Source organism: Neobacillus notoginsengisoli (assembly GCF_003515685.1).
Lineage (GTDB): Bacteria > Bacillota > Bacilli > Bacillales > Cytobacillaceae > Bacillus_D > Bacillus_D notoginsengisoli.
Map to the genome: position 1 here is coordinate 222,048 of NZ_QWEG01000007.1, position 26,946 is coordinate 248,993.

At 42.7% G+C, this 26,946-nt stretch carries 21 protein-coding genes, 4 tRNA genes, 1 riboswitch and 1 other annotated feature; all 25 genes read right to left on the reverse strand.

All coding sequences use genetic code 11. From position 1 onward, the window contains the following. Positions 1-13: 13 nt before the first annotated feature. A complete protein-coding gene (locus D1B31_RS12665; protein ID WP_118921156.1) occupies positions 14-778 on the reverse strand; it encodes an energy-coupling factor transporter transmembrane component T family protein in 765 nt (254 codons plus the stop codon). Continuing rightward, a complete protein-coding gene (locus tag D1B31_RS12670) occupies positions 775-2,511 on the reverse strand; it encodes an ABC transporter ATP-binding protein (RefSeq protein ID WP_118921157.1) in 1,737 nt (578 codons plus the stop codon). The genes D1B31_RS12665 and D1B31_RS12670 overlap by 4 nt, the downstream gene beginning before the upstream one ends. A 94-nt stretch (positions 2,512-2,605) precedes the next feature. Continuing rightward, entirely contained in the window at positions 2,606-3,208 is a 603-nt protein-coding gene (locus D1B31_RS12675; RefSeq protein WP_118921158.1) for an ECF transporter S component, read from the reverse strand. Between the two features lie 142 nt (positions 3,209-3,350). Further along, a riboswitch (purine riboswitch) is annotated at positions 3,351-3,454 on the reverse strand. 433 nt (positions 3,455-3,887) lie between these two features. Next, positions 3,888-4,550 (reverse strand): helix-turn-helix domain-containing protein, encoded by a 663-nt coding sequence (locus tag D1B31_RS12680; RefSeq protein ID WP_118921159.1) that lies wholly within the window; start codon positions 4,548-4,550, stop codon positions 3,888-3,890. An 815-nt stretch (positions 4,551-5,365) separates the two neighbouring features. Then, positions 5,366-6,199, reverse strand: a complete 834-nt coding sequence (locus D1B31_RS12685; RefSeq protein ID WP_118921160.1) for an energy-coupling factor transporter transmembrane component T family protein — start codon at positions 6,197-6,199, stop codon at positions 5,366-5,368. Next, the gene (locus tag D1B31_RS12690) at positions 6,190-7,932 is read right to left on the reverse strand and encodes an ABC transporter ATP-binding protein (protein ID WP_118921161.1); all 1,743 of its coding nucleotides are present in this window, start codon (positions 7,930-7,932) and stop codon (positions 6,190-6,192) included. The genes D1B31_RS12685 and D1B31_RS12690 overlap by 10 nt, the downstream gene beginning before the upstream one ends. Further along, the gene (locus D1B31_RS12695; RefSeq protein WP_118921162.1) at positions 7,913-8,485 is read right to left on the reverse strand and encodes an ECF-type riboflavin transporter substrate-binding protein; all 573 of its coding nucleotides are present in this window, start codon (positions 8,483-8,485) and stop codon (positions 7,913-7,915) included. Before D1B31_RS12695 ends, D1B31_RS12690 begins: the two co-directional genes overlap by 20 nt. Positions 8,486-8,736: 251 nt before the next feature. After that, positions 8,737-9,597 (reverse strand): SAM hydrolase/SAM-dependent halogenase family protein, encoded by an 861-nt coding sequence (locus D1B31_RS12700; protein WP_420846103.1) that lies wholly within the window; start codon positions 9,595-9,597, stop codon positions 8,737-8,739. 70 nt (positions 9,598-9,667) lie between these two features. Next, positions 9,668-9,941, reverse strand: a binding site (T-box leader). A gap of 139 nt (positions 9,942-10,080) precedes the next feature. Then, on the reverse strand, positions 10,081-10,560 hold the full coding sequence (gene rlmH, locus D1B31_RS12705; protein WP_118921163.1) for a 23S rRNA (pseudouridine(1915)-N(3))-methyltransferase RlmH: 480 nt from the start codon (positions 10,558-10,560) through the stop codon (positions 10,081-10,083). Positions 10,561-10,661: 101 nt separating this feature from the next. Next, the gene (locus D1B31_RS12710; protein ID WP_420846104.1) at positions 10,662-10,829 is read right to left on the reverse strand and encodes a CxxH/CxxC protein; all 168 of its coding nucleotides are present in this window, start codon (positions 10,827-10,829) and stop codon (positions 10,662-10,664) included. 165 nt (positions 10,830-10,994) lie between these two features. Beyond that, positions 10,995-12,233 carry a S1C family serine protease gene (locus tag D1B31_RS12715; protein ID WP_118921165.1) on the reverse strand — a complete coding sequence of 413 codons (1,239 nt, stop codon included), beginning with the start codon at positions 12,231-12,233 and terminating at the stop codon, positions 10,995-10,997. A gap of 384 nt (positions 12,234-12,617) precedes the next feature. Then, positions 12,618-13,412, reverse strand: coding sequence for an MBL fold metallo-hydrolase (locus tag D1B31_RS12720; RefSeq protein WP_118921166.1), 795 nt, complete (start codon positions 13,410-13,412; stop codon positions 12,618-12,620). 5 nt (positions 13,413-13,417) lie between these two features. Further along, a complete protein-coding gene (locus D1B31_RS12725) occupies positions 13,418-14,212 on the reverse strand; it encodes a two-component system regulatory protein YycI (protein ID WP_118921167.1) in 795 nt (264 codons plus the stop codon). Then, positions 14,199-15,515 (reverse strand): YycH family regulatory protein, encoded by a 1,317-nt coding sequence (locus D1B31_RS12730; protein WP_118921168.1) that lies wholly within the window; start codon positions 15,513-15,515, stop codon positions 14,199-14,201. The genes D1B31_RS12725 and D1B31_RS12730 overlap by 14 nt, the downstream gene beginning before the upstream one ends. Next, entirely contained in the window at positions 15,512-17,335 is a 1,824-nt protein-coding gene (walK, locus tag D1B31_RS12735) for a cell wall metabolism sensor histidine kinase WalK (RefSeq protein WP_118921169.1), read from the reverse strand. The genes D1B31_RS12730 and walK overlap by 4 nt, the downstream gene beginning before the upstream one ends. 8 nt (positions 17,336-17,343) lie before the next feature. Beyond that, positions 17,344-18,051 (reverse strand): response regulator YycF, encoded by a 708-nt coding sequence (gene yycF, locus D1B31_RS12740; protein WP_118921170.1) that lies wholly within the window; start codon positions 18,049-18,051, stop codon positions 17,344-17,346. A 153-nt stretch (positions 18,052-18,204) separates the two neighbouring features. Beyond that, positions 18,205-19,671 (reverse strand): M23 family metallopeptidase, encoded by a 1,467-nt coding sequence (locus D1B31_RS12745; RefSeq protein ID WP_118921171.1) that lies wholly within the window; start codon positions 19,669-19,671, stop codon positions 18,205-18,207. A 427-nt stretch (positions 19,672-20,098) separates the two neighbouring features. After that, positions 20,099-20,171, reverse strand: a tRNA-Phe gene (locus D1B31_RS12750). 203 nt (positions 20,172-20,374) lie between these two features. Further along, positions 20,375-20,451, reverse strand: a tRNA-Asp gene (locus tag D1B31_RS12755). A gap of 11 nt (positions 20,452-20,462) precedes the next feature. Beyond that, positions 20,463-20,534, reverse strand: a tRNA-Glu gene (locus D1B31_RS12760). 16 nt (positions 20,535-20,550) lie between these two features. Then, positions 20,551-20,626, reverse strand: a tRNA-Lys gene (locus D1B31_RS12765). A gap of 774 nt (positions 20,627-21,400) precedes the next feature. Next, positions 21,401-22,696, reverse strand: coding sequence for an adenylosuccinate synthase (locus tag D1B31_RS12770; protein ID WP_118921172.1), 1,296 nt, complete (start codon positions 22,694-22,696; stop codon positions 21,401-21,403). A gap of 229 nt (positions 22,697-22,925) precedes the next feature. Further along, positions 22,926-24,290, reverse strand: a complete 1,365-nt coding sequence (dnaB, locus tag D1B31_RS12775; RefSeq protein WP_118921173.1) for a replicative DNA helicase — start codon at positions 24,288-24,290, stop codon at positions 22,926-22,928. Between the two features lie 132 nt (positions 24,291-24,422). Continuing rightward, positions 24,423-24,872: a 50S ribosomal protein L9 gene (gene rplI, locus D1B31_RS12780; protein ID WP_118921174.1), complete on the reverse strand. Its 450-nt coding sequence runs from the start codon at positions 24,870-24,872 to the stop codon at positions 24,423-24,425. 2 nt (positions 24,873-24,874) lie between these two features. After that, positions 24,875-26,842, reverse strand: coding sequence for a DHH family phosphoesterase (locus D1B31_RS12785; protein WP_118921175.1), 1,968 nt, complete (start codon positions 26,840-26,842; stop codon positions 24,875-24,877). Between the last annotated feature and the right edge of the window lie 104 nt (positions 26,843-26,946).

A 26,946-nucleotide genomic window follows, 5' to 3' on the forward strand; every position in this document is an offset into this window, starting at 1 on the left:
AAGCATCCTTTTCTTATATAAATTTCGCTGCAATCAAGCTGACAGTTATCGCTGCACTTGCCAACGAAAAAACTATGCTTGGCGCCGTTACTTTTAGTTCCCGTGTATACGTACGAGTTCCATAGGCGCCATAGCCCCTTGCTTCCATAGTAATGGCCGTCATATGGACGCGGCGGATCGAGCTCATCAATAGCGGCATCGTAAATCTCTTAAAATTAGCGATCTTGTGTATGAGCCCTTTTTGTTTCCCAACACCACGGATAACCTGTGCCGCTTCGATCACTTTTGCCTCACTTTCCAGTGTCGGGATAAATCGAAGGGCAATTGACAGCGAATAAGCAATCCGATATGGAATTTTTAAGTGCTGAGTCAATGATAGAACTAAATCTCTTGGATCTGTTGTTACGACAAAGACCATTGATGTTAAAAAGACAGTAATGATCCGGAAAGTGATGGCAGTCGCAAAGTCAACTGATTCCTTAAAAATACTTAGGGACCCAATAGAGAAAAGAATTTCCTTACCTGGGACAAAGATTACTTGCAAGACAAAGAATCCCAAGCTAAACACGGCAAGCATCCAAATACCACGAAAAATAAAAGCAACGCTCAGTTTTGCCAACACGACTGCGATCAGCATAACGGCAGCAAATAAAATAACATGGGATATCGTATCTTCATAAATGAAGGCCAATATGGAAATGCAAACCATCCAAGCAACTTTATTCAATGGGTCTACACTGTGCAAAAATGAGTTTCCCGGTTGATATTGAAAGTTCATATTGCTTCTGCTCCTATATATTTCATTTGATTTTTAAATTGATCAACAGTAATGACCGCTTGTGAAAGGCTGCGGTTAGACAAAAGCTTTGCCAGCTGCGAGATTGGCGGCTCAATCAAGGATGCTTTTTTCAGTATATCTTCTTGAAGAAATAGGTTCTGGACATCCCCGTCGTATATCAAATTGCCTTGATTCAAGACCAGCGCTTTCGTTGCCCATCGGCAAACCAAGCGGATATCGTGGGTGATCATGATGACTGTCTTACCTTGTTTATGAAGTTCATGGCAAAGTTCCAGTAGCTTGGTTGCACTCGCATAATCCTGACCTGTTGTCGGCTCGTCTAAAATAACAATATCCTGTCCTAAAATAAGGGAGGCAACGACACTCAAACGCCTTTTTTCTCCGCCGCTAAGCATGAATGGATTTTTATCCTTAGAGTCTGCTAAGTTAATAAGCTGTAATGCTTCCATGCCGCGTTGGATAAGCTCTTCAGGAAGTTCCTCGCCCTCGTTAAGATTATGGCGAACCCTGAGACTGTAGATTGCTTCCTCTAATACATTATCGGTCACAAATTGATGTTCCGGATTTTGAAAAACAAAGCCGATGTCATTGGTCATGTCAAGAAGCGACTTTTTCGCAATATCTTCACCATTTACCTTAATTTTTCGTTGAGGTGGTGAAATAATTCCCATTAAATGTTTGATCAAGGTCGTTTTGCCGGATCCGTTCGTTCCTAAAACAGCGACGAAATCCCCTTTATTGATGGAAAAACTCACCTTATTTAGAGCCTTTGTCCCATTCTTATACCGATAACTAAGATTTTTCACCGAAATGACTTCTTCCCGATTTTGTTCTTGAGTAGGATTGTCCATTGGCTGGATATAGGACCAAACACCATTCATTTGTTTGTAGGCATCCTGAATTGAAATCGGGAATTCCTTGAATTGGTAACCGTCTTTTTTTAGCTCAAAAGCAAGTTCGGAAATCTCGGGAAACCAAAGGCCGAGCTCCATTAATTTTTGGCCATTTTTACTTAGGACTTCCTGTGGTGGGCCATCGCAAATGATCCGGCCTTCCTCCATGACGACAAGTCTGTCTACTAAATGGATCAAGTCATCAATTTTGCTTTCGACGACAACAATCGTATGCTTCTTTTCCTTATAAAGTTTCTCTAATAAGTCAAATACATCTTTTGTCGCTTGTGGGTCCAAGTTGGCAGTTGCATTATCGAACACTAGAATTTTTGGCTGCATGGATAAAACTGATGCCACACCGACCTTCTGCTTTTGCCCGCCAGAGAGCTCAAAAACCTTTCGCTGCCTAAAGTCAGATAGCCCTACTTGATTCAGGGAAGTAGTCACTCTTTCCCTTACTTCGTCTGGGTCGACCATCAGGTTCTCGGGAGCGAAAGCAACCTCATCTTCGACATAAACATTGCATAACTGGGCATCTGGATCTTGAAAGACCAATCCGATACTGCTCGCCATATCCTTTAATTCTAGTTCGGGAACATCTTTTCCATCGACAATAACCTCTCCGATTAACTCACCGCCCAGCATATTAGGGATAATCCCATTGAAGGTTTGGCATAATGTCGTTTTGCCAGATCCACTTGGACCGACGATTAGTACAAACTCCCCTTCCTTGACCTGAAATGAAACATCTTTCAGGACAGAATTTTCCTCGTCGTCATATTTATAGGTAATATTTTTTAAATCAATTGCGTATGTCAATTGTCTAACTCCCTTTCCCTTAGGTTAACGGTAGTTATAACTATCATGGGAAAGGGCGCCCATCCTGTTTTTCAGGGTGGCCGCCCATCCGTTTTTATGCAGCTTGTTTATAAGAGGAGATGGTAAATCCTTTTAAGATTCCGGTTTTGGATAAGGAATCGCCAATCAACTTGCTTGTCCATCCAGCTAAAACGACTCCGCTCAAACAGCGAACGAGGAAGGCAATAATCATGACACCAATTCCCCACTTGATATAACCGAACCAGAAACCCGCAATCACAAACCAGATTGGCATAGAGGTGAAGCCCGCGATGCTCAATGTGATAAAGTCAAAACGCTTATATCTAAAGAAGGCAAAGGCAACTTCAATTCCAACTCCGTAAGACGATGCCGCAACCATGGAGATGAGTCCGTTTGGATTTCCCGCCAAAATTTGGACAACGCCACTGATCAGGCAGGTAACTAAAGCTGCTCCAGGCTTACGAATGATGTACATGGCTAGTACTCCATGAATGGTAAATAGGCCAATGATGACGGATGTAAGGATGGGGCCTCCTGCTGCAGTCAGTACCTGGTTTAGAAGAGCAACATAGGTCATCGCAATTCCATGAACAATTGCGACAATTGCCATCATGACGATCTCTAACGTTGAAAATCCTTTCTGTTGCTTTTTCCCCTTGCGTACTTTTGGACTCATATTTTTTTCTCCCTCTCTTGGTTGTATTTACTCGGTAATTTTTCAGACAAAAAAAGGTCTATAGTGTAGAAATTTCCATTTCTACCCCATAGACCTATCGCGTTAAGTATAAAAGATGACTTTTTTCAAATACAAATAAAGTCATCAACCTATCTTAACTCGTAGTCTAGTTCTTACATTGGGAACCAGGTAGAAACGCTCAGACCATATTACTGAAATTATACGAGTAGTATTATTTGATTGTTTTATTACTATAGCAAACGTGTTTATAGTTGGCAACCATAAGAATGAACATTTTTTTGTTTTTCATTTCTTGCGTTCGTGTTTTTAATTTTTTGAGGATAAATTATTGCGTTTAGATGAAGTAAGCGGATAATAATAGGGAAGTTGCCAACACATTCAAAACACCCTCCTATTTTGTTGCCTTTTATCCAATTTCTATTGGTAAAGAAAGATTCCTTGTCTGGATTATGTAAACTATTAATGTGAAATAAGGGGAGATTTTTCCTTTATTTGCAGAATGGAGCTTTATTCGGGGTAAATAAGGGAAGATTTTTCCTTTATGCAAAATAAAATCCCCCTTTTTAATGGTTTTTGATTAAATAGATGGAATTTTTACCTCTATTTGGGCTATTTTTAGGGATATTTGATAGATAAGGGGAGTTTTTACCTCTATTAATCAGATCGGGTGCTTAACCTGTTCTCCCAACCGATAAGAGCGGACCCTCTTTACCCCGGATGCGGGAACCAGCATCTTTTTACCGACGAGTTGAGAAAGGACTTTTTTTACCGTCTTGTTACTTAGCTTCAAATACTTCTCTACTTCTTTAGGGTAAATAGCTTCTCCTTTTCGAATCGCTAACCGAAGTACTTCCTTTTCGACAAAGGACAGAGATGCCTCATCCAGTTCATCACCCAGCCATCGGCCAATCGCTTGCTGAACAATCTGCTGGCATCGACGTGGTTTTTCATTCACCAGGTCATACGAAAAGCGGATCACGGTCCAGCCGTCAATCACCAACTGGTTTTGGCGTTCCAGGTTGTCGGAAAATTGCCATCTGCTTATGTTCTTTAAGTGAGGTCCATACCCGTCGACCTCAAAGCAAATCCGTATGGCCGGACGAATATAAGCAAAATCCAAATATCTTTTGCCATCCTTAAAATCATCGACCTCATATTCCGGATGAAGATACTTAAAATGATAGAATGAGGGCCACCACACTTGCTTCAAAAACAACATTTCAGCCTGATTGTGGCCTTCTTGTAAGCGTCGCAACCGTTCACCGGTTCTTGCCTGTAAGTGACTATTCATAAAGGCCTGGTATTCTTCTTCATATCCCATAGCATCTCTACTCCTATCTAATGGTGATGTCTTTTACAGCACTGTTAATACAGAACAAATCTAATAATTTTGTAATCATCTCTTCAAATGAAGCATTTCATACGCATTCACAATTGATTCCAAAATCATTTGAAATTCAGCCAAAATAAATGAGTGTTACTGATAGTAAATATGGAGATTAATATGAATTAAATAGGAGAAAGGAAAAGATAAATAGAGACTTGCGGAATAGCTAATAGTAAGAAAATCTAGAGGAGAATTTGAGGATTTAACTATTATAAGTGTAATAGAATCCCTAAATTAGTCAATCTATTCTCTTTATATTTTCAAGGTTTTGAGGAGTTTTTCTTAGAAATGTGCACCTTTTTGCCGTAAGTGGGGCATTCACTTCAGGCACTAAAGCCCCCTTTTCAATAAGTGTTCTTGGTCTTAATTCAGTAACCAGTGAAAGTAAAATAAGCGGAGGCTTTTCCGTTAATTACAGAATGGAGCTAGTTTCGGGTTAAATAAGGGAATATTTTCCGTTTACGCAAAGTAAAATTCCCCTTTTTCATATTTTTAGAGTCGATAGGCGGAATCTCTCCGTCTATTTGGGCTATTTTTCATACTATTTACTAAATAGGCGGAATTTTTCCGTCTATTTCCTTAATAGGTGCTTGACCAAATCTCCCACCTTGGCAAAAAACTTTATTTACTTATGATAAGGTTCACCGTGGCATATCAAAATGGGGTTATCAAACTTTATTTAGCTCTTTTGCTGCATAGGGCAGTCAATGTTGACAATTTGCAAGAAAACTCGCCGATTTGGCGAGTTTCTATTTTAAAAACGGATTATAAAACCGTTCACCATCATGGAAAGTAATGATGAGAGACAATATCAGCATAACTATGACTAAAATAAGTGCTGAGTAATCTTTTTTCCTAAATGGACGCGCACTGTACCACGTTCGTTTCTTGCCTTTTCCAAAACCTCGCAGTTCCATTGCATTACTAATTACTTCAATTCGATCCAAGCTGGATAATATAAGTGGCACAATAATCGAGGCGATATTTTTTATTCGTTTTGATAGCTTTTCTTTTCTCGACATGTCGATTCCACGTGCTTGCTGGGAAATCGCAATATTTCGGAAGTCCCGCTGAATGTCAGGTATATATCTTAATGCAAGTGCCACGGAATAAGAAATCCGGTAGCTTACACCAATTCTGTTAAGTGATGCGGCGAACTCACTCGGATGGGTTGCAACAATGAAAAGAATCGCTATCGGAATAACCGTAAGATATTTGATTGTGATATTGAATTGATAGAAAAGCTGTTCCAGTGTCACGTTATATCGACCAAAAATTTCAACTAACACATGGCTGGTGCCATATATTTTCACACCTTCTTGCGGAGAAAAAAGGTAAATTGCAATATTGTTGATCAGTAAAAATACTAATATAAAAATGAGGACGAATGAAATTTCCTTTAATTTTATTTTTGATAAAACAAAAACATAGATGCTTGCAGCCAACAAAAACAGGAGCACCCGAGTATCATAGGTAAGCATTGCGGCGGTTGACCACATGATAAAGCACAGGAGTTTTGTCACTCCTGTAAGCTCATGGATGGGCGAACGCCGCTCAATATAAGCCATCATTTCTACTGCCACCTTGTTCGGACCTCCTTATCATAAGCAATAAATCGGCCGATGAAATCCCTCGGTTCGTTAATCCCTGCCTTTATTGCCAATTCGAACAACGAAGTTTCTTTTAAATTCGCTTTATCGATCACCTCTGGATTGGTAAGAATATTGACAGAAGTATCATCAGCAATTTTTTCACCGCCGGCAATGACAATTGCTCTTGGTGTATACTCAAGCATTAAATGCATATCGTGGGTAATCATGATGATTGTAATCCCCTGCTCGTTTAATCCCACTAGGAACTCCATAATTTCAGTGTAATGTTTGAAGTCCTGGCCCGCAGTCGGTTCATCCAAAATAATTATTTCCGGCTCCAGCACGAGGATGGAGGCTATCGTAACTCTTTTCTTTTGTCCAAAGCTTAAAGCAGAAATCGGCCAGTGCCGAAACGGATAAAGGCCGCAAACTGTTAATGTTTTTTCCACCCGTTCCTTTATTTCTGCTTCTGGCACCCCTCTTAATACAAGACCGAGGGCCACCTCATCAAAAATCATATGCTTGGAAATCATCTGGTTTGGATTTTGCATGACGAGTCCGATTCTGAGTGAGCGCTCTTTGATCGTATCATTTGCAATATCCTTTCCATTAAAAAGGATACGGCCTGACGCCGGTTTTTCAAAGCCGCAAATGAGCTTGGATAGTGTCGATTTTCCTGCACCGTTTTTACCGGCAATCGCCATCATTTCTCCTTTATGAACGGAAAAGGAAACATTTCGGACCGTATCCTGATTAGGCTGATAGCCGAAGCAAATGTTTTCGAGCTCCAAAATAGGAAAGGTTGGTCCCTTCGGTTTAGGCGGGCTCATAGCTTCAAACCAAGCCATGAGCCTATCTTTGAATAGATTGGTTTGAAACGAATGGAGATGTGCGGGCTTCATTTCTTCTGTAACCTGTATGCCAGCATATTTCACAGCTTTCAAATATAAAGGCTCACGAAGGTTCGTGTTTTCTAAAATGGATGAAGGCAATAATTCATCGGGGTCCATATCGGCTACAATCCGGCCTTCATCGAGGACGATAATTCGGTCAACAGGGCAATCCAAAACATCTTCAATCCGGTGCTCAATGATAACGACTGTTGTATCCGTTTCTTTCTGAATACGATCAATAAGGGCAATCGCATGCTTTCCTGTTGCTGGATCAAGATTGGCTAGCGGCTCGTCAAAGAGAAGAATATCAACATCATCTACCATTACACCTGCTAGCGATACCCGTTGCTTTTGCCCACCAGATAATTGATGTGTCGAAGCATGTAAATAATCATTCATCTCAACCATTTCTGCAACTTCCGCTACGATTGGTCGCATCTTTTCCTGCGGACGGCAGTCATTTTCTAACGCAAATGCAATATCCTCTCCAACCGTAAGCCCGATAAATTGTCCGTCCGGATCCTGTAATACGGTGCCGACCATTTTTGATAAAGAAAAAATGTCGAGCGTTTTGGTTTCCTGGTCCAGAATTTTTAAACTCCCGGTTATATCCCCTTTATAGGAAAAAGGGGCAAGGCCATTTATACAATGGCCGATTGTACTTTTCCCCGAACCTGAAGGCCCAACAATGAGGACTTTTTCCCCCTCATAAATGGTCAAATTTATATTTTGGAGGGTAGGTTCAGTCTGGCTTCGGTATTTAAAGCTGAAATCATCAAATTGAATAACCGGGCGCCGGGCTCTATCCGGTCTATTTACTGATGGAATCATCTTTTTTCAGACTCCCGCTTTGGACCCGTGTTTTTGCATAGGCGATTAAGAGCAGAGTTCCAATAACGCCTACCGTAACAATGTTGGAAATTCCGGCAACCAACCCTTGGGTATAGACTTTATTTGCTGGTTCTGCATAAATCCAGATATCCAATGTCGGTGCAATAAGAAACCACCCGAATGCCTGGGCAAGCGCTTGGACAATATTAAATGAAATGATTTGTTTTGCCCCGAATATCCCTGACTCAATATTGACCTTTTTTGAAACAAGGCCGATTAAGAATCCAACAATCATAGATACTAGAACCCAGCTCCACCATGGTGAACCGTAAAAAATTGCATCTTTTAATGCGTGGCCAATTAATCCAATCAATCCCCCTGCAATCGGTCCAAATATAACTGCCATCAAGGCTAAAAAGGCATAAGCTGATTGAATTTCTGTGTTTGGAATTCCTGTGGGGATGGAAACGAATCTGCCTAAGATTACAAAGATTGCCGAACCAATTCCAATCGCAACAATGGTTTGAATGGATAATAAATTGTTCCTTTTCATCTCAAACTCTCCCTTTTTTTTAAAATTTTTCTATATAAAACGAACTAAACTTTTTAACGTTGTCGTTGATTTGCGCTCCAGGCACTTCGCTTTCCGCGGGGCGTCATTGGAGCCTCCTCGGCGCTTTGGCGCCTGCGGGGTCTCCACCTTGCCGCCGCATCCCGCAGGAGTCTTCGTGCCTTACACTCCAATCAACTATGTACAATTATTTAGTTCAATTTATATAATCCGTAAGTATAAAAAGCACTTTATTAATTATAGCCTATTTTCTGAATCTTACGAATGGATATTTTCCACTTGGCGCCTGTTTCGATATGATAGGCATTGGCAAATGAACCTTGGTTAATGGCCACACCGATTTTATCGAGTGAATTGATAAAGAGAAGTGGTTCTCCTAGATGGCTGTCAGCGAAAGAGCGTCCATATGTCATGATATTTTTATACACTTGACGGATATCATTTTGGATGATTACTTCAAAAGAATCGCCGTGTCTAACATCCAATTGGTTGAAAAACCTTCGGTCAATATTAGTCCAAAGGTTACCGAAGCGAACATCAAGAATATCAATATTTCCGGTAAGGGTTCCGTCTTCAAGAGATGGTTCCAATTTAACAAGCTGAGTAATGGAATCTACAGAAATCTCTGGGCCTATTTCTTCAAAACCAATTACTCCTGAAGCAAGTCTGGCTGCCGTATAAGCGTACACATCACGGCCATGGAATGTATACGATTCACCCGAGTTTGGCAAACGATTAACCGTTTCATCAATAATTCTTGCTTCTAAAAGACCGATTTCCGCTTTAATATGGGTAAGTGTTCCATTATCAGGCGTAACAACATATTGGTTATCGGCTGTTTTGACAACAATGCTGCGGCGGTCCGTTCCTACCCCTGGATCGACCACGGAAACAAATACGGTTTCTTCAGGCCAATATGATATGGTCTGGTATAACCGGTAGGACGCCTCCCAAATATTGTATTGTGGAATATCATGGGTGAGGTCAAAAATTCTTAGTGTCGGGTTCACTGAAATCGCCACCCCATACATTGCACTTACCGCCCCATCGCTAATACCAAAATCCGTCTGCAAAACTACATTTGCTGTTATCATTTTAAATCGCTCCCTCATTTAAAATTGGCATTTTGGACATAAAAAAACCACGCCCTTATCGAATACATACGATAAGGACGTGGTTGAATTCACGTGGTACCACCTTATTTCGCCGCTTGCTCACGCAACCCGGCCTCTGCAAGTACGAGAGATCCAAAAACTTCTCTTTATACTGTGGTTTTGATAACGAGTACCAATTCTCGTCGTGTCCTACTTATTATAATAATAACGTTCAGCACGAGACTCCGAGGCCATTGTTCAGATTATTATTTTTGCTTCTTTTCAGCTACCGAAGCTCTCTGTGTAAAATAAGTAATCCTACTTTTTCTCATCATTGTCGTTAAAGGATATTCGGTTTTTAATATTATCTGAATTATACAGCAACTATTAATAAATGCAACATTTTTCACTTTGAAATAGTAAAAATTAAGATGAAGCAATATATATTCCATCCATGGGAAGGCTCGCCTTCAAAAACCTTATTTACTTATGATACGGTTCACAACGATTGATCCGAAAAGCCCGATACACTTGTTCAACGAGAATTAATCGCATCAACTGGTGGGGAAAGGTCATTTTTGAAAAAGAAAGCTTTTCATTCGCCCGGCTTAGCACTTCCTTGCTCAAGCCAAGCGATCCCCCTATAACAAAAGCTATTTTGCTTTTGCCATGAAGGGCCAGCTTGTCAAGGTCGGCAGCAAGTTCCTCCGAAGATTGCATTTTTCCCTCAATGGCCAGTGCGATGACATGTGCATCAGTGTGAATCTTCGCCAGGATTCGCTCTCCTTCTTTCTTCTTGACCTGCTCCATTTCCGCTTGGCTCATTTCTTCTGGAGCTTTTTCGTCTGCAACCTCAATGATTTCAATTTTGGCATAGGCCGAGAGTCTCTTCGTATATTCCTCAATTCCCTGTTTCAAGTATTTTTCTTTCAATTTGCCAACCGTTACGATAGAGATATTCACAATCCACAACCCTTTACAATTTGGTTACAAACAGTTTACAAACAAGTTATCCACAGAACTTATCCACATGTCCACATTATCTATCCACATCTTGTATGCGATCATTCGTTCGCCACAACATATACTGCGCTATTTTGACAAAATTCACAGCCTGTTGATAAGTTGTCCACATCAACTTTTTCCAAAATCGGAAAGGTTTCATGCTCGTCTACCACCATGTCTAGAGCGAGATCTACGTGTTCTTCGCAGCAATAAATCAAGATTTTCACCTCTTCTTAATCGTAAAAATTGTCTTTTAAGACTCATTTTTTGTTTTTATTTATCTTTCCACAACCGATATCCAGTTATCCACACTATACTATACCGCACTTGCATGCGAATGAACAATCCACAATAAAAACGGGGAAGCCATCCTTGGCTCCCCCGCTCATTTCTTAAATATCCCCTTCACCAAGCACCAGGGTCGTCTTCATTTGCTTACCTTCCCTGTAATACGTAATCTTCATTTCCTCGCCAATTTTCTTTTTATTATAAAGGTGCTTCCGTAAATCAATCGCATCCTCAATTTTTTCGCCATCCATTGAAACAATGACATCCAGTTCCTTCAGGCCGGCCTTTTCGGCTGGCGAATTCGGAACAATATGCCTTAAGGCGACTCCGTAATTCACGCTTTTTGGGAGCTGCAGTTCACTTTGCTGGAAGGATGCCGGCAGTTCGGCAACAGAGCGCAGGTCTACCCCCATATATGGCCTTCTTACCTCACCATACTTCTCTAAATCGTCAATGACCGGCTCGGCATAATTAATCGGGATGGATAATCCGATTCCTTCAACCGCATTCTGGGCAATCTTCATTGAATTGATTCCGATGACTTGCCCAGCGATATTGATTAGTGCGCCGCCACTGTTTCCTGGGTTGATGGCAGCATCTGTCTGGATGACTTCTGCCTGCCAATCTGCGATGCCGTCCTGATTGATATCAACCGGAATGGACCGTTCAAGCCCCGAAATAATTCCTTTTGTCACCGAGCCCGAAAAAGTCAGTCCAAGCGGATTGCCAATGGCTATAACCGGTTCGCCAGGCTTAAGATTATCCGAATCACCGAACTCCGCAACGGTCTTAATCACTTTTGAGTCCACTTCGACCACCGCCAAATCGGTCCATACATCGCTGCCTTTCAGCTTTCCAGGGATCTTGCTCCCGTTAGAGAGCGTAACCTCCAGTTCGGTCGCTCCGTCAACGACGTGAGCGTTTGTTGCTATATACGCTTTGTTCCCTTTAACTTTATAAATGACTCCGGATCCGGTGCCTGCCGCTCTTTCCTGTTCTTCACTGAACCAGAAACCTTTCGAAGCTTGGATATTGCTTATCCCGACAACGGCATCCGCAGCTTTGTCTACGGCTTTTGTTACATCGGTTTCTACATCAACCGCTATCTTCTTTTGCCCGTCTGATGTGATTTTGCCACCGACGGCAGTTGTTTCTTCTGCCTTGTTCGTAGGCTCGACTTTATAAGGTAATAAACCTGCATTTGAAAGGTATGGAATTGTGAATATGACGAGGAAGGCACCAATGATTGCACCAAGAAGGCTTGCAAAAAAGGTTCCCTTTTTGCTCTTTTTAGGCTCAGGTTCTCTATATCTCGTTTGAACATCCTGATCATAATATCCCATGAATCGTTCCTCCTCCATTACAGCCCATTCAACCGCACTGCTACATTCATTATACTCCCTGCACTCTATAAATCTAAGAAAAAGGCATGCTCGGGAAGTCCTTTTTTTACATGAGTCACCAATTTGACCTATATGAAGAAAAGAGCAAACATCCTCCCATAAAGGAAGGACATTCGCTCTCTTTTTTTAAAGGCTGTAATAAATGGCTGTTGATTTCCGCTACGGGCACACGCTTTCCGCGGGGCGTCAGTGGGGCCTCCTCGGCGCCATGGCGCCTGTGGGGTCTCTACCTTGCCGCTGCATCCCGCCGGAGTCGGTGCCCTTCGCTCCAATCCACGGAGTTAAAAATCAACATACTTCTTTAACATAGCCTTTTTAAAACTATTACACCGCGGTCAATACCGTCGGAACACGCGGGTCGGTATCATACAAATCAAATTGCTCACCAATCCGGATGCCCCTTGTCTCTAGTGTCTGGGCAACAGACATCCTCGCCAGATCCTTCATATTATTATCAAGACTCAAGTGAGCCAGATAAATTCGTTTCGTCCTTTCACCAGCAACTTCGCTCATCGCGATGGCCGCATCTTCATTCGATACATGGCCGACATCGCTCAAAATCCGGCGCTTTACATTCCACGGATATCTTCCCATCCTGAGCATCTGGACATCATGGTTACTTTCGAATACATATGCATCCGCATTGGAAATCGTGCCTTTCATTCGGTCACTCACATAACCCGTATCAGTAATCACGACAAGTTTCTTCCCGCCTGAATGAAAGACATAGAACATCGGCTCAGCGGCATCATGAGAAACACCAAACGATTCAATATCAAGTGAGCCGAAGCTTTTGACCGTTTCCATTCCGAAGACAAATTTTTGTTCGGTCGGGACTTCCCCGATGCTATGCTCCATCGCCTGCCATGTTTTTTCATTCGCATAGATTGGAAGCTTGTACTTCCTTGCGGCGACCCCCAGGCCTTTTATATGGTCGCTGTGCTCATGCGTAACGAGAATTCCGGACAAATTGCGCATTTCCCGGCCGATTTTTTGAAATAGGCCTTCCATTTGCTTTCCGCTTAGGCCAGCATCGACAAGGAAGGAATACTCCCCTGATTCCACATAAATCGCATTACCGGTACTCCCGCTCGCCAGCACACTAAACTGCAACGTCATTCCGTTCACTCCGTTACTTCATTTTCTTCGCTAGTAAAATCAATCACTTGTCCCTCGAATGCATTCACAAACAAGCTTCGCTTATCATTGACAACAAACCGCCACGTAGGTGCAAAAACTTGCGAGGAGGCAAGCGGGACGATCGTAGAATAACCAAGCTCCACTTTCGTGATTGTGCTCTTTGTCTCGAGCAGCCCTTTTTGGCGAAGGACCCCCAACGCTTTTAATGGCTGTATGACTTCCTCTTTTGCACTGAGCTTTTCAATTTCTTCAAGGTAAGTCTGTTCATAACCAACAATTTGGTTGTTTTTGTTCAAGTGAAAAACAAGCATGCCATTTTTGTTTTTATAAAAAAACTTGTTCTGGAATTGCTGAAAATACGTTATCGTCTTCTCTTTATCGTCTTTGTCCCAATAAAGGTAGTCGCTGCCATTGAGGACATATTCAGAAATGAACCCAGAAAGCGATACTGGTTCGAAATTTGAGTCAAGCTGGTAAGGTTTCTCAAGCGTTGATGACAAAATCGTCTTTTGAACAATCGTAACCGTTTGGCCTTTGAGTTTTTCTGTTTCCTCTTCCGTAAATTCTTTAATTCTCGCACTTAAATACTGGTCCTTGATCGTAGTCTTCGGCATCTCATTATACGTTATTTCATCCGTCTTTAATTGTTCTTCGACAGTTGCATCCTTTTTAACCTCAAACTGGTTCGCATCATGCTTTACCATGAACTGATAAAGAAGGTAAACGTCCAGGATCAGGAAGGTAATAATGAAAATCGTTTTAATTCTACTCCAATCCACGTTTCAGCCCTCCCAATTCTTCCGAGGATATTTCCATCCAACGTTTATTGTAGAGGTAGAACCACGCGGGCTTCAACGTGATGAGCCTATTGGATTGCTGGTCTCTTTCCAGCCTGTAGCCAAGGACAAGATTTTCGAGCAGTTCAGGCCTGAAGTTCCCATTACTTTGCAAAAATTCAAGAGCTTCTCTCCCTGATGGCCGGGTTACCATTTTATATTCATATGCAAGTTCCATTGCAAAAGTAGGCCTAGTAAATCGGGTAATTTCATTCCTTCCCCAAATCTCTGTAATTTCCGACAGGCCCCATTCATTAAAAACCGGATAGCCATCCATGCTATACAGCCTGAACGTAACCCTCTGCTTGGATTCATCAAGAAACGCGTACCGATATGGATCAGTCCAACCGCCGTGTTCATTAATGAAATCAATACTCCGTTTCAGCAAATTCGTGGAGCCTGATAAGTAATCCGTTTCCTCTGATGGATTTACAAACACAAGCCGATTTTCATCCGTATAAATATTTAATTTGCTCGTGTCATTCGCATATTCTACCCCATTGCCGACAATGCTTTTTTGCACGAAGCTTGGGTTCTTGAACAAGGCTTCCTTAAATAGCTCTGAGTCAATGTCCATAGGCAGATACGTGTACTCTAACATTTCCGTCTCTTCTGCAGGCAAGAAAATCGTCCGCTTACCTGTCGCATCAAAGGCGAAATAAGGAGGATGCTGGTTCGCTTTTGCAAAAAAAGAACGATTGAATTGAGACAAGAACGATTGGGAGATGTAACTGACATAAATCTCCTGATTTCTTACATTTGCAAAATAAACGGCTCCCCTGTCCTTTTGCAGAGTTTTCATGTCAATGACCAATCTATCAAAACGGAAGGAAGGTATTTTCTTTTGTTCGAATTGAATGATATTCCGGAAAACTTCAATCGGGACTTCATGAGGAAACACAATTTCCACCTTGCCATCCCCATGGACTGACTGCTTGAAGGTACCTGCCTGCTCGGTATAATTTTTTACATCAAGAAACTCCCAGCTGGCCATTTCCTTCATCAGCTTATCAATATCGCCCACCTTGGAGGAACCATAATGATTATCATCTATATGATAAATAATGCGATCAGGCTTAATGATCCTGGCCTCTTCTTTTTTCTCACCAATTTTCACTTCTTCAATGAGGGGTCCACTTTGAAGCGGGTCATAATTCGGCTGGTATGTCCACAGAGCCCAGGTCAGCCACATACTGAGGGTGACCAATATCGTCAGCACCACGGATTTGATTGTTTCATATTTCATGACCATTCACCCTCTTCAGACGGCTCATAAGGGAGGGTGAGAATGATCTGTGTTCCTTTTCCTTCCTCACTTGTTGCCCAGATATTGCCTCCATGCGCATTGACCATTTCTTTTGCGATGGCAAGACCAAGCCCCGTCCCCCCGAGCTTTCGGGTTCTGGCTTTATCAACCCGGTAAAAGCGGTCAAATATTTTTTCAAGATTTTCTTTCGGTATGCCAATTCCTTCATCTTTTATGCTGACAGTTATTTTCCCATTTTCCTCGAAAAGTGTAAAAATAACTTCCCCGCCTTCAGGCGAGTATTTCAGAGCGTTGGAAATGATGTTATCAATTACCTGTGTCATCTTGTCCCCATCAATTTCGACAAACAAAGATTTCCGTGGGAGAATTCGGGTAAAGCGGACATTTTCACGCTTTGTCATTTCAAAACGGTCAATAATCCTACTTAAAAAATCAGTAAAATCGACCCATTCCTTCGAGAGGCGATAATCTCTGCTGTCCATTTTCGATAGCTGAAGCAGGGCGTTGACGAGACGGATCATTCGCTCTGTTTCCGTTTGGGCAACATTTAAAAACTGGGGCCCAACCACTGGATCATGCATTACTCCATCCGCCAATGCCTCGAGGTAGCTCCGCATCGTTGTTAGAGGCGTTCTCAACTCATGTGATACATTGGCAACAAACTCCCGTCGCTCCGCATCAATTTTTTCCTGCTCGGTAATGTCGTGGAGGACAACAATCAGGCCGTTCACAAAGCCGGTTTCTTTTTGGATAACGGACAAATTCGCCCGCAAAATATAAGGATCGTGTTTTGTACTATAGTCAAGGATGATGGAATCCTTAACTTCGAGCAATTCATCGAACGTATACGTATCGTCAAAATCCAGGAGGGAGACAATTGGCTGCGATAAGACTGTTTCACGTGAAACGCCCAGCATGTTGGCGGCTGGTTCATTAATGACAATGACGCGGCCTCTGCGATCAGTGGCAATTACACCGTCAGTCATATAAGCAAGAACCGAGGAAAGCTTCCTGCGTTCGCCTTCAGTCGTAGCCTGTGCTTCCTGGAGTTTTTTTGTTAGGTTATTAAAAGTCATCGCTAACGTACCAATTTCATCGTAGCCATAAACCTTTACTTTACGCGAAAAATTTCCTTTTGCCATGGCAATCGCCTGTTTTTTCATATCGGTGATCGGCCTTGTAATTGTCTGGGCCAAAAGAATGCCGAGCAGAGCCGTTATGGAGAGTGCAATCGCAGTACCAGTCGCGAGAATCTTGTTGATCGTCTTCATCTGCTCAAACACGCTCTCGATATTTGCGACGATGTAAATGGCTCCAATCGTTTTTCTTTCTGACTTAATTGGCGTTGCTAGAGCCCAGATCCGATGGCCGTTTTTCTCGTCAATCAGAATATCGCTTTGCTCCTCTTCCAGCACAAGCGCCCGTTTAATCCTCAGCTCAGGCGTCCTCTGTCCGACGACTCCCTGATCATTCTCCTCTGATGTTCCGATGATTTTTAACGAAGGCGCTTCAATCAGCCTTACCTCAGTGATATCTGCGATGGCAAAATCACGGAGGATTTTTCGGATATCTTCCTCGCGAGTGTCTTCCGGACCCTTCTCTTTGGTCATTTGTTCGACAAGGTTATAGCTTAGCATCGTAACTTGTCGCTTTAAGGACGTCTGGAAATTTGTTATAAGTGTCTCTTCCAGCTGCCTGACAAAATAAACCCCGATAATTTGCATGGCAACGAGGATTAATAGTACATAAACAAGGACAAATTTTAAATGGATTGATTTAAAAAAGCCGACTCTTCTCATGAAGATACTTACTCCTGATCAGGATTTCGCAAATAATAGCCGACTCCTCTTCTTGTCACAATCCAGGCTGGATGGCTTGGGTTATCTTCAATCTTCTCGCGGAGCCGTCTTACCGTTACATCCACAGTGCGGACGTCACCAAAATAATCATAACCCCAGACGGTTTGTAGAAGATGTTCCCTTGTCATAACCTGCCCAATGTGTTTAGCAAGATAGTGGAGAAGCTCAAACTCACGGTGTGTTAATTCAATTGTTTCGCCCCGTTTGGATACAACATAGGCATCCGGATGGATGGTCAAGGACCCTACTTCAATTTCATTGGATGAATCCTCTGCGCCTTGTCCTACCGGAAGCTGATGGCGGCGGAGGTTAGCCTTAACCCTGGCAATTAGTTCCCTTGTGCTGAATGGCTTCGTTACATAGTCATCTGCCCCCAGCTCAAGGCCGAGAACCTTATCGATTTCCGAATCCTTCGCAGTGAGCATGATAATTGGCATTTCGTATTTTTTCCTAACTTCACGGCACACTTCCATTCCATCGCGGAGTGGCAGCATAATATCAAGAAGGATCAGGTCAGGCTGTACTTCTTCAACCATGGAGATAGCCTCGTTCCCATCGTATGCGCAATAAACTGTGTAGCCCTCTTTCTTGAGATTGAACTGGAGTATATCCGCAATCGGCTTCTCATCGTCTACAACTAATATTTTCTTTTCCATCCCCATACTCCTTCCTCTATACCGTTTCCCTTACTTTTACACGTTAATTTACTATTTTACTTTACCATTTTACAGCCCATAAATCATCTATTAGAAACATTTGCTAGCTAGTGGAAAAGCCCCCAGCATCTGGCTGGAGGCTAATAAATCGTATTATTTACGCAGGTACTTCATCGGATTCTGAAGGCTGCCGTTCTTATATACTTCAAAGTGGAGATGTACGCCGGTAGAATTACCGGTGGAACCCATATTGCCAATCTTGGAACCTTTTGCAACTGTTTGGCCCGCTCTTACGTCTATTGAAGAAAGATGGGCATAGACTGTGCGGAAACCATTCTGGTGGTCAATGACAATTTTGTTCCCATACCCGCCATCCCAGCCTGCTGATACAACTGTACCGTTGTCTGCAGCTTTTATCGTCAGATTTGATGGACGTGCAATGTCAATTCCTTTATGCATTTTGCCCCAGCGGTGTCCTACCTGACTGGAAACATACCCGCCGGATGCAGGCCAAGCGAATGAGCCTTCACCACGGGATGGAACGACTTTTGTTCCTCTAACAATGATATGGTTAACCGGCTTCTGGGTGACCTGTTCCTTCACCACCGCATTCTTAATCACTTTACCGTTTTTCTCGGATACGGCGTAGGTCACTTCGCGCTCGCCGTTCTTACCCTCTTGCTTAACTTTTTTGTCCCCTTTAAACATGGACGCATTATCTTCAACTTCTGTCTGGAAGGAAACTGTTTCTTTTTTGAACATTTCTTTGTCGACGATTATTTCAAGGTATGGCTTTGGAACCGTAATATTCAACTCTTGGCCGATTTTAAGAAGTGAATCTTCTTTCATTCCCGGATTCAGGGCTAGCAGCTCGGATGTTGAAAGATTAGCTCCAACTGCGATTGAACCAAGGACATCGCCATCTTTTACAGTGTATTTCTGTTCTTCAAGTGTCCCTTTCAGTAGGAAATTAACTGCCTCATCCGGAGTAAGGATGTTTTGTGGCTCTGTAGTTGTTTCTTTTACCTCTGCCTCATTCGTTAAACGAACATCAAGAATACGAGTTTCATTTTCCTTGAGTGCGGGTAATGCAGTAGAAGGATGTTCTTTCCTAGCTTCAAATTCTTTGAGCTGTTCTTCTGTTACATATTTAAGCTTCAGCTTTTTAAGCGTTTCTTCGGCAGCTTCTTTGCTCCCCAGTTGCACAACCGGTTGACCATCAATGACAATTGCCGCTGATTCAACTTCAAGCGTTATTTCCTCAGCAAGCTTCTCTGCAGCTTTTTGGTTGTTTGCTGTAGAGCGGAAAACCTGCTCAGAAATGTATGTAAGCTTCGATCCAAGCTTAAAGTCAATTCCTTTGTTGGCCTGCTTCATTTCCTGAAGTTCTCTATCAATAATTGATTCAACTACACTCTTATCAGAAACAGTGCCTATGTATGTATCATTCAAATAAACATAATAAACAGTCGTCAGGCTATTTGCTGAACCAATTGCTTGGCCTGATCCAAATACAAGCGCTGAAGCCGCAATCGCAGTCACCATCATCTTTTTAAGCGGATGTAATACTTTATTCGGTTTTTTCGTTAGCACGGTACTTTCCTTTGAAATGAATTCCATTGTTATCCTCCCTGAGCGACAGAAACAAAACCTCTTAATTACTCAAAAATAATTCTATTATCTTATTGGGAAATACTTGATTCTCATAACACGTCTATACTTTACCATAAAATGATTTAAATAGATTATAAGTCCTTATAATGTAACAAAAATGTATAATAGATGACATTTAAAGGAAACAACAACTGTGGTTTTAACCCCTTTTTCATAAAGTGGTTCCATTTTTTCACTATAAAACGGGTCGAAAAGCCTACAAAACCTGGGTTTTAAAAAGTTTTTTCTACTTTCATAGTGAAAACGACAGAGAATAACAAAGTTCGAGTGCATATTGTATATTTTTGGGTTTTTTATTACGAAGAGGTTACAATTGTTAATGGATGTTGGGAAATAACAAAAGAGGGCAGAATCATCTGCCCTCTTTTGTTCATGGCTCAGGACGGAATCGAACCGCCGACACAAGGATTTTCAGTCCTTTGCTCTACCGACTGAGCTACTGAGCCGTATTAAGTTTTGTTTCCTACTATAATGTTTACAATCGCCTTTGTCCCCGCCTCAGGAAATAACGCAAGAAGCGGCTCGGCGGGTACAACTCGAAGATTAATCATGGAAGCTTTGCTCGTTGCTCTACCGACTGAGCTACTGCCTTATTAAGTTTAGTTCAATTCAATAACCGATCTTATATATGTATAGCACTTATTATAAGTGGCGGTCTGGACGGGACTCGAACCCGCGACCTCCTGCGTGACAGGCAGGCATTCTAACCAACTGAACTACCAGACCAAAAAAAATAATGACCCCTACGGGATTCGAACCCGTGTTACCGCCGTGAAAGGGCGGTGTCTTAACCGCTTGACCAAGGGGCCATTTATAAAGAATAAATGGTGAGCCATGAAGGACTCGAACCTTCGACCCTCTGATTAAAAGTCAGATGCTCTACCGACTGAGCTAATGGCTCGTAATGGGATAGTTCCCTAAAATAAATTACACTCAGACAGATGCTCCGTAAAACTTTCGTTTTACTCCGCAACTCGCGGATTATTCATGAAGCTTTGCTCGTTGCTCTACCGACTGAGCTAATGGCTCTTAACTTAAGTAAACTACTAACTGTTTTCTCTTTTTTCAGTAGCAACGTTTTTTATAATAACAAATAGAGAAACCAAGTGCAAGCAGTTTGATAGATTTTTTTTCAAAACGAGAAATTTTTGTTCGTTTTATTTCATTCCCCTCGGTTCAATCTTTAAACATTTATCTCTTTATCAACAAGGCTAGCCTATATTAACTATGTAAAGACCGCAAATTGACTAGTTCTCTCTTGCAAAAAAATATAAAATAACTAGCCATTTTTGCAAAAGTCCAAAAAAATAACTAGTCGGCGTCAGACGCTAACTATAAAGTAATAGTTATTTCGGGTACAAACGCATTTAGATTTATAGTCATATAGCTAATTTTCACTAGCTATCACTCAATATTTAGTAGTTAATTTCCACCAGCAATAACTTTCAACTCAATATTTAATCGTTAATGTTTACTAGTCAACTCCTTCGTACTTCTTGGAGCCTCTCCTTAAATCCTCATTCACCTTTCGTATTACAACTAATTTTCACTATTCACCTCATTCGTACTTGATTGCCCTTCCCTTCAAACCACCGTTCACCTTCACCCCCCCTTCAAAAATAACCGAATTCCATAAAAAAACCCTCTCCAACAGGAAAGGGTCTAACACCATCACTTATAATCTTGTCCTCCACGGGCTTCGAACAACATTCGTCTGGGAGCGGTCTGGACCGACGGAGAAAATGGATAATGGAATGCCAGTTAACTGCGAAATTCTTTCCAGGTAATGTCGGGCATTTTCCGGAAGCTCATCCAGTGATTTGCAGCCGGTAATATCCTCCGTCCAGCCTGGGAATTCTTCATAAACCGGTTCGCATTCAGCCAGTACTTTCAGGCTTGCCGGGAACTCTTCAATGATTTCGCCTTTGTACCGGTATGCCGCACAAATTTTAACGGTCTCAAGGCCGGAAAGTACATCGATCGAGTTGAGTGACAGATCTGTGATCCCACTGACTCTACGGGCATGGCGGACAACGACGCTATCAAACCAGCCAACCCGGCGCGGGCGGCCGGTAGTCGTGCCATACTCACGGCCAACTTCACGAATCCTGTCGCCAATTTCATTATTAAGCTCAGTCGGGAACGGACCATCCCCCACCCTTGTTGTATACGCTTTTGAAACGCCGACGATGTTTGTAATCTTGGTTGGACCTACTCCCGACCCAATCGTCACTCCGCCTGCCACAGGATTGGAAGATGTAACGAAGGGATAGGTTCCCTGGTCAATGTCGAGCATGACTCCCTGCGCGCCTTCAAACAGGACACGGCGCCCTTCATCCAACGCATCATTGAGCACAACGGATGTGTCACACACATATTTTTTAATTTGCTGGCCGTATTCATAATACTCATCCAGTATTTCTTGAGCTGTAAAACCCTTTGTCTCATAAATCTTTTCAAAAAGGCGGTTTTTCTCCTCAAGGTTCCTGGCAAGCTTCTCTTCAAACTCTTCCCGATCTAGCAAATCAGCGATCCTGATACCCACTCTGGCTGCTTTATCCATATAGGCCGGGCCAATCCCCTTTTTGGTCGTACCGATCTTATTGGCTCCCTTACGCTCTTCCTCGACTTCATCCAGCTTCAAGTGATATGGAAGAATGACGTGCGCACGGTTACTAATGCGCAAGTTGTCTGTCGAAACACCTTCACCTTGTAAATAGGCAAGTTCCTTTATTAGTGCCTTCGGGTCGACAACCATGCCGTTTCCGATTACACAAGTTTTATCCTTATAAAAGATCCCAGAAGGAATTAAATGCAGTTTATATGTAACACCGTTAAATTTAATAGTATGGCCAGCGTTATTTCCTCCCTGGTAACGGGCAATAACCTCGGCATTTTCCGAAAGGAAGTCGGTAATCTTTCCTTTTCCTTCATCGCCCCATTGTGTACCTACTACAACAACAGATGACATACGAGCACCTCCACGTGTGGCTACTTTTTATTTTTAAGCAACAAACCATTCCAATCTTACCAACTTTGCATATAAAAATCAACTAAACACGAACATTAAATTAATAATATCCCTTATTCGTTCGTTATAATGTTTTCCTTCTAGTAGACTCGCTATAGTTTACCCCCTTTTGCAAAATTAAAGCAAAAAACCGCCCTATTAAAGGACGGCTGGCTTTAACATTATATATTTATGCCCCCGGCGGGACTGCGGAATCACCAAAACGAGTATCTAAATTGACGAATTTATTGTATTCCTTCACAAATGCGAGCTGAACGGTTCCTGTTGGGCCATTCCTTTGCTTGGCAATGATAATTTCAATAATATTCTTATTCTCAGACTCTTTGTCATAATAGTCATCCCTGTATAGGAAGGCTACGATATCGGCATCCTGCTCGATACTTCCGGATTCACGGATATCCGACATCATCGGACGCTTGTCTTGGCGCTGCTCAACGCCACGGGATAACTGGGAAAGCGCAATGACCGGGACTTCCAGTTCACGGGCAAGCTGTTTAAGAGAACGGGAGATTTCAGAAACCTCCTGCTGGCGGTTCTCGCCGCTCCGGCCGCTTCCCAAAATCAACTGAAGGTAGTCGATCATAATCATGCCAAGCCCCTGCTCTTGCTTCAGGCGCCGACACTTGGATCGAATATCTGCAACACGGACCCCTGGGGTATCATCAATAAAAATACCCGCGCGAGACAAGCTTCCCATTGCCATCGTCAGCTTTCCCCAATCCTCATCCGTCAAGGAGCCGGTTCTTAATCTTTGGGCATCGATATTCCCTTCCGCACAGAGCATCCTCATGACGAGTTGCTCAGCGCCCATTTCGAGACTGAAAATCGCGACATTCTCACCCGTTTTGACGGCAACATTTTGAGCAATGTTCAAGGCAAATGCCGTTTTACCAACAGATGGCCGCGCACCGACGATAATTAGGTCATTGCGCTGAAAGCCGGCAGTCATCCTGTCAAGCTCTTGGAAACCGGTAGCAATTCCCGTAATATCGCCTTTCCGGTTATGCATGGATTCAATATTGTCATACGTCCGTACTAATACGTCTTTAATATTATGAAAAGCCCCGGCATTTTTACGCTGGGCAACCTCCATAATACTTTTTTCCGCTTCTGAAAGAAGGAGTTCCACTTCATCCTCGCGGGAGTATCCCTCCTGGGCAATGGTGGTTGCTGTTCGGATCAGGCGCCGCAGCAATGATTTCTCTTCCACGATTTTTGCATAATACTCCATGTTGGCAGCTGTTGGAACAGAGCCTGCGAGTTCACTTAAATAGCTGACTCCTCCTGTATCCTCGAGCAATTTGGCAGCCGCCAATTCCTCTGTGACAGTAACAAGGTCGACTGCTTTTCCTTCATCATTCAGTTTAAGCATCATATTAAAAATCTTTTGGTGGGCCGCACGGTAAAAATCTTCGGGAATCAATATTTCGGTAGCCAGTGTCAATGAAGCCGGTTCTAGGAAAATAGCTCCAAGCACGGCCTGTTCTGCTTCTATATTCTGAGGCGGCATCCGATCCGCAAACACATCGTTCATTAAAATAACCCCCTGTCCCTAGAGGTACTCATTTATATACACGGCGAAAAAAAAGTGACCAGCTGAGCCGATCACAATTTCGTGTTGCTACTCTATTATCTTATCATGTTCCTAAGTGAACTACATTAAAAATTAGTTTCCTTCTTTTACATGTACGTTCAGCACAGCAGTAACTTCGTGATGGAGCTTTACTGGCACCTTTGTCATTCCTAGTGAGCGGATGGCATCCTCAAGTTCCATTTTCCGCCTGTCAAGTTTAATTCCTTGCTTCTTTTGAAGCTCTTCAGCAATCTGCTTCGTTGTTATGGAGCCGAATAACCTGCCGCCTTCACCGGATTTTGCAGTTAATTCCACAGTGATTTTTTCAAGTTTTGCTTTAAGGTCTTTCGCCTCAGCAAGCTCTTGGGTAGCCATCTTTTCCTCTTTTTTCTTTTGGGCGTTTAAATTGCTCATATTCGCAGAAGTTGCCTCAACGGCGAGCCCCTGCTTGAATAAAAAATTGTGTGCGTAACCATCAGCGACGTTTTTGACTTCGCCTTTCTTGCCTTTTCCTTTTACATCTTTCAAAAAAATAACCTTCATTCCTAATTCCCTCCTTCAAAATATTCATCGATGGCCTGTCTGAGCCTTTGCTCTGCTTCTTCTGTCTCTATATCGGCCATCTGGGTTGCGGCATTGGTTAAATGTCCTCCCCCCCCGAGACTTTCCATTATGACTTGGACGTTGATATCTCCAAGCGACCTGGCACTGATGCCTATCAGGCCGTCGTCCCGCTTCGACAGAACAAAAGAGGCCTGGATGCTATCCATTGCCAAAAGAGTGTCGGCTGCCTGTGCCAGCATAACCTGGTCATATACTTGGTCATCTGTCCCTTTTGCAATCGCGACTCCATCTTTGTAAAAATAAACGGATTCTATCAATTTTGACCGTTTAATATACGTATCAACGTCTTCTTTTAGCAGCTTTTGCACAAGGATGGTGTCAGCTCCCAAGGTCCTGAGATAGGAGGCCGCATCAAAAGTGCGCGCACCAGTCCTCAGTGTGAAGCTCTTTGTATCAACCGTTATCCCTGCCAGTAAGGCTGTTGCTTCAACCATACTGAATTTCCCATGGTTTGGCTGGTATTCCAGAAGTTCGGTAATTAGTTCTGCTGTCGAAGATGCATATGGCTCCATATAGACAAGTAAAGGATGACTGATAAAATCCTCCCCGCGCCGGTGATGGTCAATAACGACAACATCACTGATACGGGCTAGAACCCTTTCATCAATGACAAGTGATGGTTTATGGGTATCGACGATGACCAGTAGTGTATCCGGTGTAGCTAGCTCCAGCGCCTGTTCAGGCGTTATGAACCGCTCAAACAAATCCGGATGCTGTTTGACTACTTCCATAAGCCTTTGGATGCTTGTATCTATTTCATCAGAATTTAAGACAATATACCCTTCACGCTTATTCATTTGGGCAACCTTGCTTATCCCCATAGCTGAACCGATGGAGTCCATATCAGGGTATTTATGCCCCATAACGATGACTTTATCACTTTCTGCTATCAGCTCTCTTAACGCATGGGCAATCACACGCGCTCTGACTCTTGTGCGCTTTTCAATAGGATTTGTTTTGCCCCCGAAAAATTTAACCTTTCCATTCGACTGCTTAATGGCAACCTGGTCTCCCCCTCTGCCTAACGCAAGGTCCAGGCTTGATTGGGCAAGAGTCCCCAATTCTGGGAGGGAAGAAACTCCAGTGCCAACCCCTACTGAGAGAGTCAAGGAAAGATTATGTTTTATCGTCATCTCCCTTACCTCATCCAGAATGGTGAAATTGGCTTTTTCCAGCTTTTGCAGGATGCTTTCGTTGAAAACGGCAATAAATCGCTCTGAAGTAATTCGTTTTAGGAATATACCATTGTCGTTCGCCCATTTATTCAACAAGGAAGTCACAAGACTATTAATGCTGCTGCGCATCTGATCATCGAGTCCCTGCGTCAGTTCCTCGTAATTATCAAGAAAAATAATAGCAATAACGGTTCTTTCATCCCGATACATTTTTTCAATTTCTGTCTGCTCGGTGACATCGAAAAAGTAAAGCAGCTTTTCGTCCATTTTATGGACAACCCGGAACTTTCTATTATGCAATGTAATTAATTCCGTTTCAACTTCCTGCCTAATAAGCGGAATAAGCGCTTCTGCAACATCGTAAAGAGATCTTCCGGTTAAAGTATCTTCATCAAAACAGGAAGCAAGGTAGGGATTTGTCCATTGGATGCAATAATCATCATTGATTAGCATGATTCCAATCGGCATTTCCATCAGGGCTTCCTCTCCAACCTTTTTTACCCGGTAAGAAAGAGTGGAGATATACTCCTCCAATTCCACGCGCTGGCCCTTTTCCACTTTTATTAAATAATAAAGGGTGATACCCGCCAAAATTAAGCCCGCTATGCTGACAGCAGGATTGTATTTTGTAAGGATGCCTAAAAGCACCGTTGTTAGGCAAAGTAATCCATAAAAGGGATAACGTATCGACCGCTTTTCCAAAAATGACGGCATTCTTTCAGCTCCCTGACAGTATTGTCCCTCTAGTTTCTTTGCTCATGCCAGGATCGCTCAGGCACAGCTCTGTTCATTCGCAAACAGGACAGCAATTTATCCCA

Bases quoted from the DNA above. Each gene is read 5' to 3' on its own strand.
- D1B31_RS12745 (WP_118921171.1), bottom strand. From the start codon at position 19,671: ATGGAATTCATTTCAAAGGAAAGTACCGTGCTAACGAAAAAACCGAAT.
- D1B31_RS12700 (WP_420846103.1), bottom strand. From the start codon at position 9,597: ATGATAACAGCAAATGTAGTTTTGCAGACGGATTTTGGTATTAGCGAT.
- D1B31_RS12770 (WP_118921172.1), bottom strand. From the start codon at position 22,696: ATGTCATCTGTTGTTGTAGTAGGTACACAATGGGGCGATGAAGGAAAA.
- D1B31_RS12690 (WP_118921161.1), bottom strand. From the start codon at position 7,932: ATGATTCCATCAGTAAATAGACCGGATAGAGCCCGGCGCCCGGTTATT.
- D1B31_RS12785 (WP_118921175.1), bottom strand. From the start codon at position 26,842: ATGCCGTCATTTTTGGAAAAGCGGTCGATACGTTATCCCTTTTATGGA.
- D1B31_RS12680 (WP_118921159.1), bottom strand. From the start codon at position 4,550: ATGGGATATGAAGAAGAATACCAGGCCTTTATGAATAGTCACTTACAG.
- yycF (WP_118921170.1), bottom strand. From the start codon at position 18,051: ATGGAAAAGAAAATATTAGTTGTAGACGATGAGAAGCCGATTGCGGAT.
- D1B31_RS12720 (WP_118921166.1), bottom strand. From the start codon at position 13,412: ATGACGTTGCAGTTTAGTGTGCTGGCGAGCGGGAGTACCGGTAATGCG.
- walK (WP_118921169.1), bottom strand. From the start codon at position 17,335: ATGAGAAGAGTCGGCTTTTTTAAATCAATCCATTTAAAATTTGTCCTT.
- D1B31_RS12715 (WP_118921165.1), bottom strand. From the start codon at position 12,233: ATGGGATATTATGATCAGGATGTTCAAACGAGATATAGAGAACCTGAG.
- D1B31_RS12665 (WP_118921156.1), bottom strand. From the start codon at position 778: ATGAACTTTCAATATCAACCGGGAAACTCATTTTTGCACAGTGTAGAC.
- dnaB (WP_118921173.1), bottom strand. From the start codon at position 24,290: ATGAACGATGTGTTTGCGGATCGGATGCCGCCTCAGAATATAGAAGCA.
- rplI (WP_118921174.1), bottom strand. From the start codon at position 24,872: ATGAAGGTTATTTTTTTGAAAGATGTAAAAGGAAAAGGCAAGAAAGGC.
- D1B31_RS12695 (WP_118921162.1), bottom strand. From the start codon at position 8,485: ATGAAAAGGAACAATTTATTATCCATTCAAACCATTGTTGCGATTGGA.
- D1B31_RS12675 (WP_118921158.1), bottom strand. From the start codon at position 3,208: ATGAGTCCAAAAGTACGCAAGGGGAAAAAGCAACAGAAAGGATTTTCA.
- D1B31_RS12730 (WP_118921168.1), bottom strand. From the start codon at position 15,515: ATGAAATATGAAACAATCAAATCCGTGGTGCTGACGATATTGGTCACC.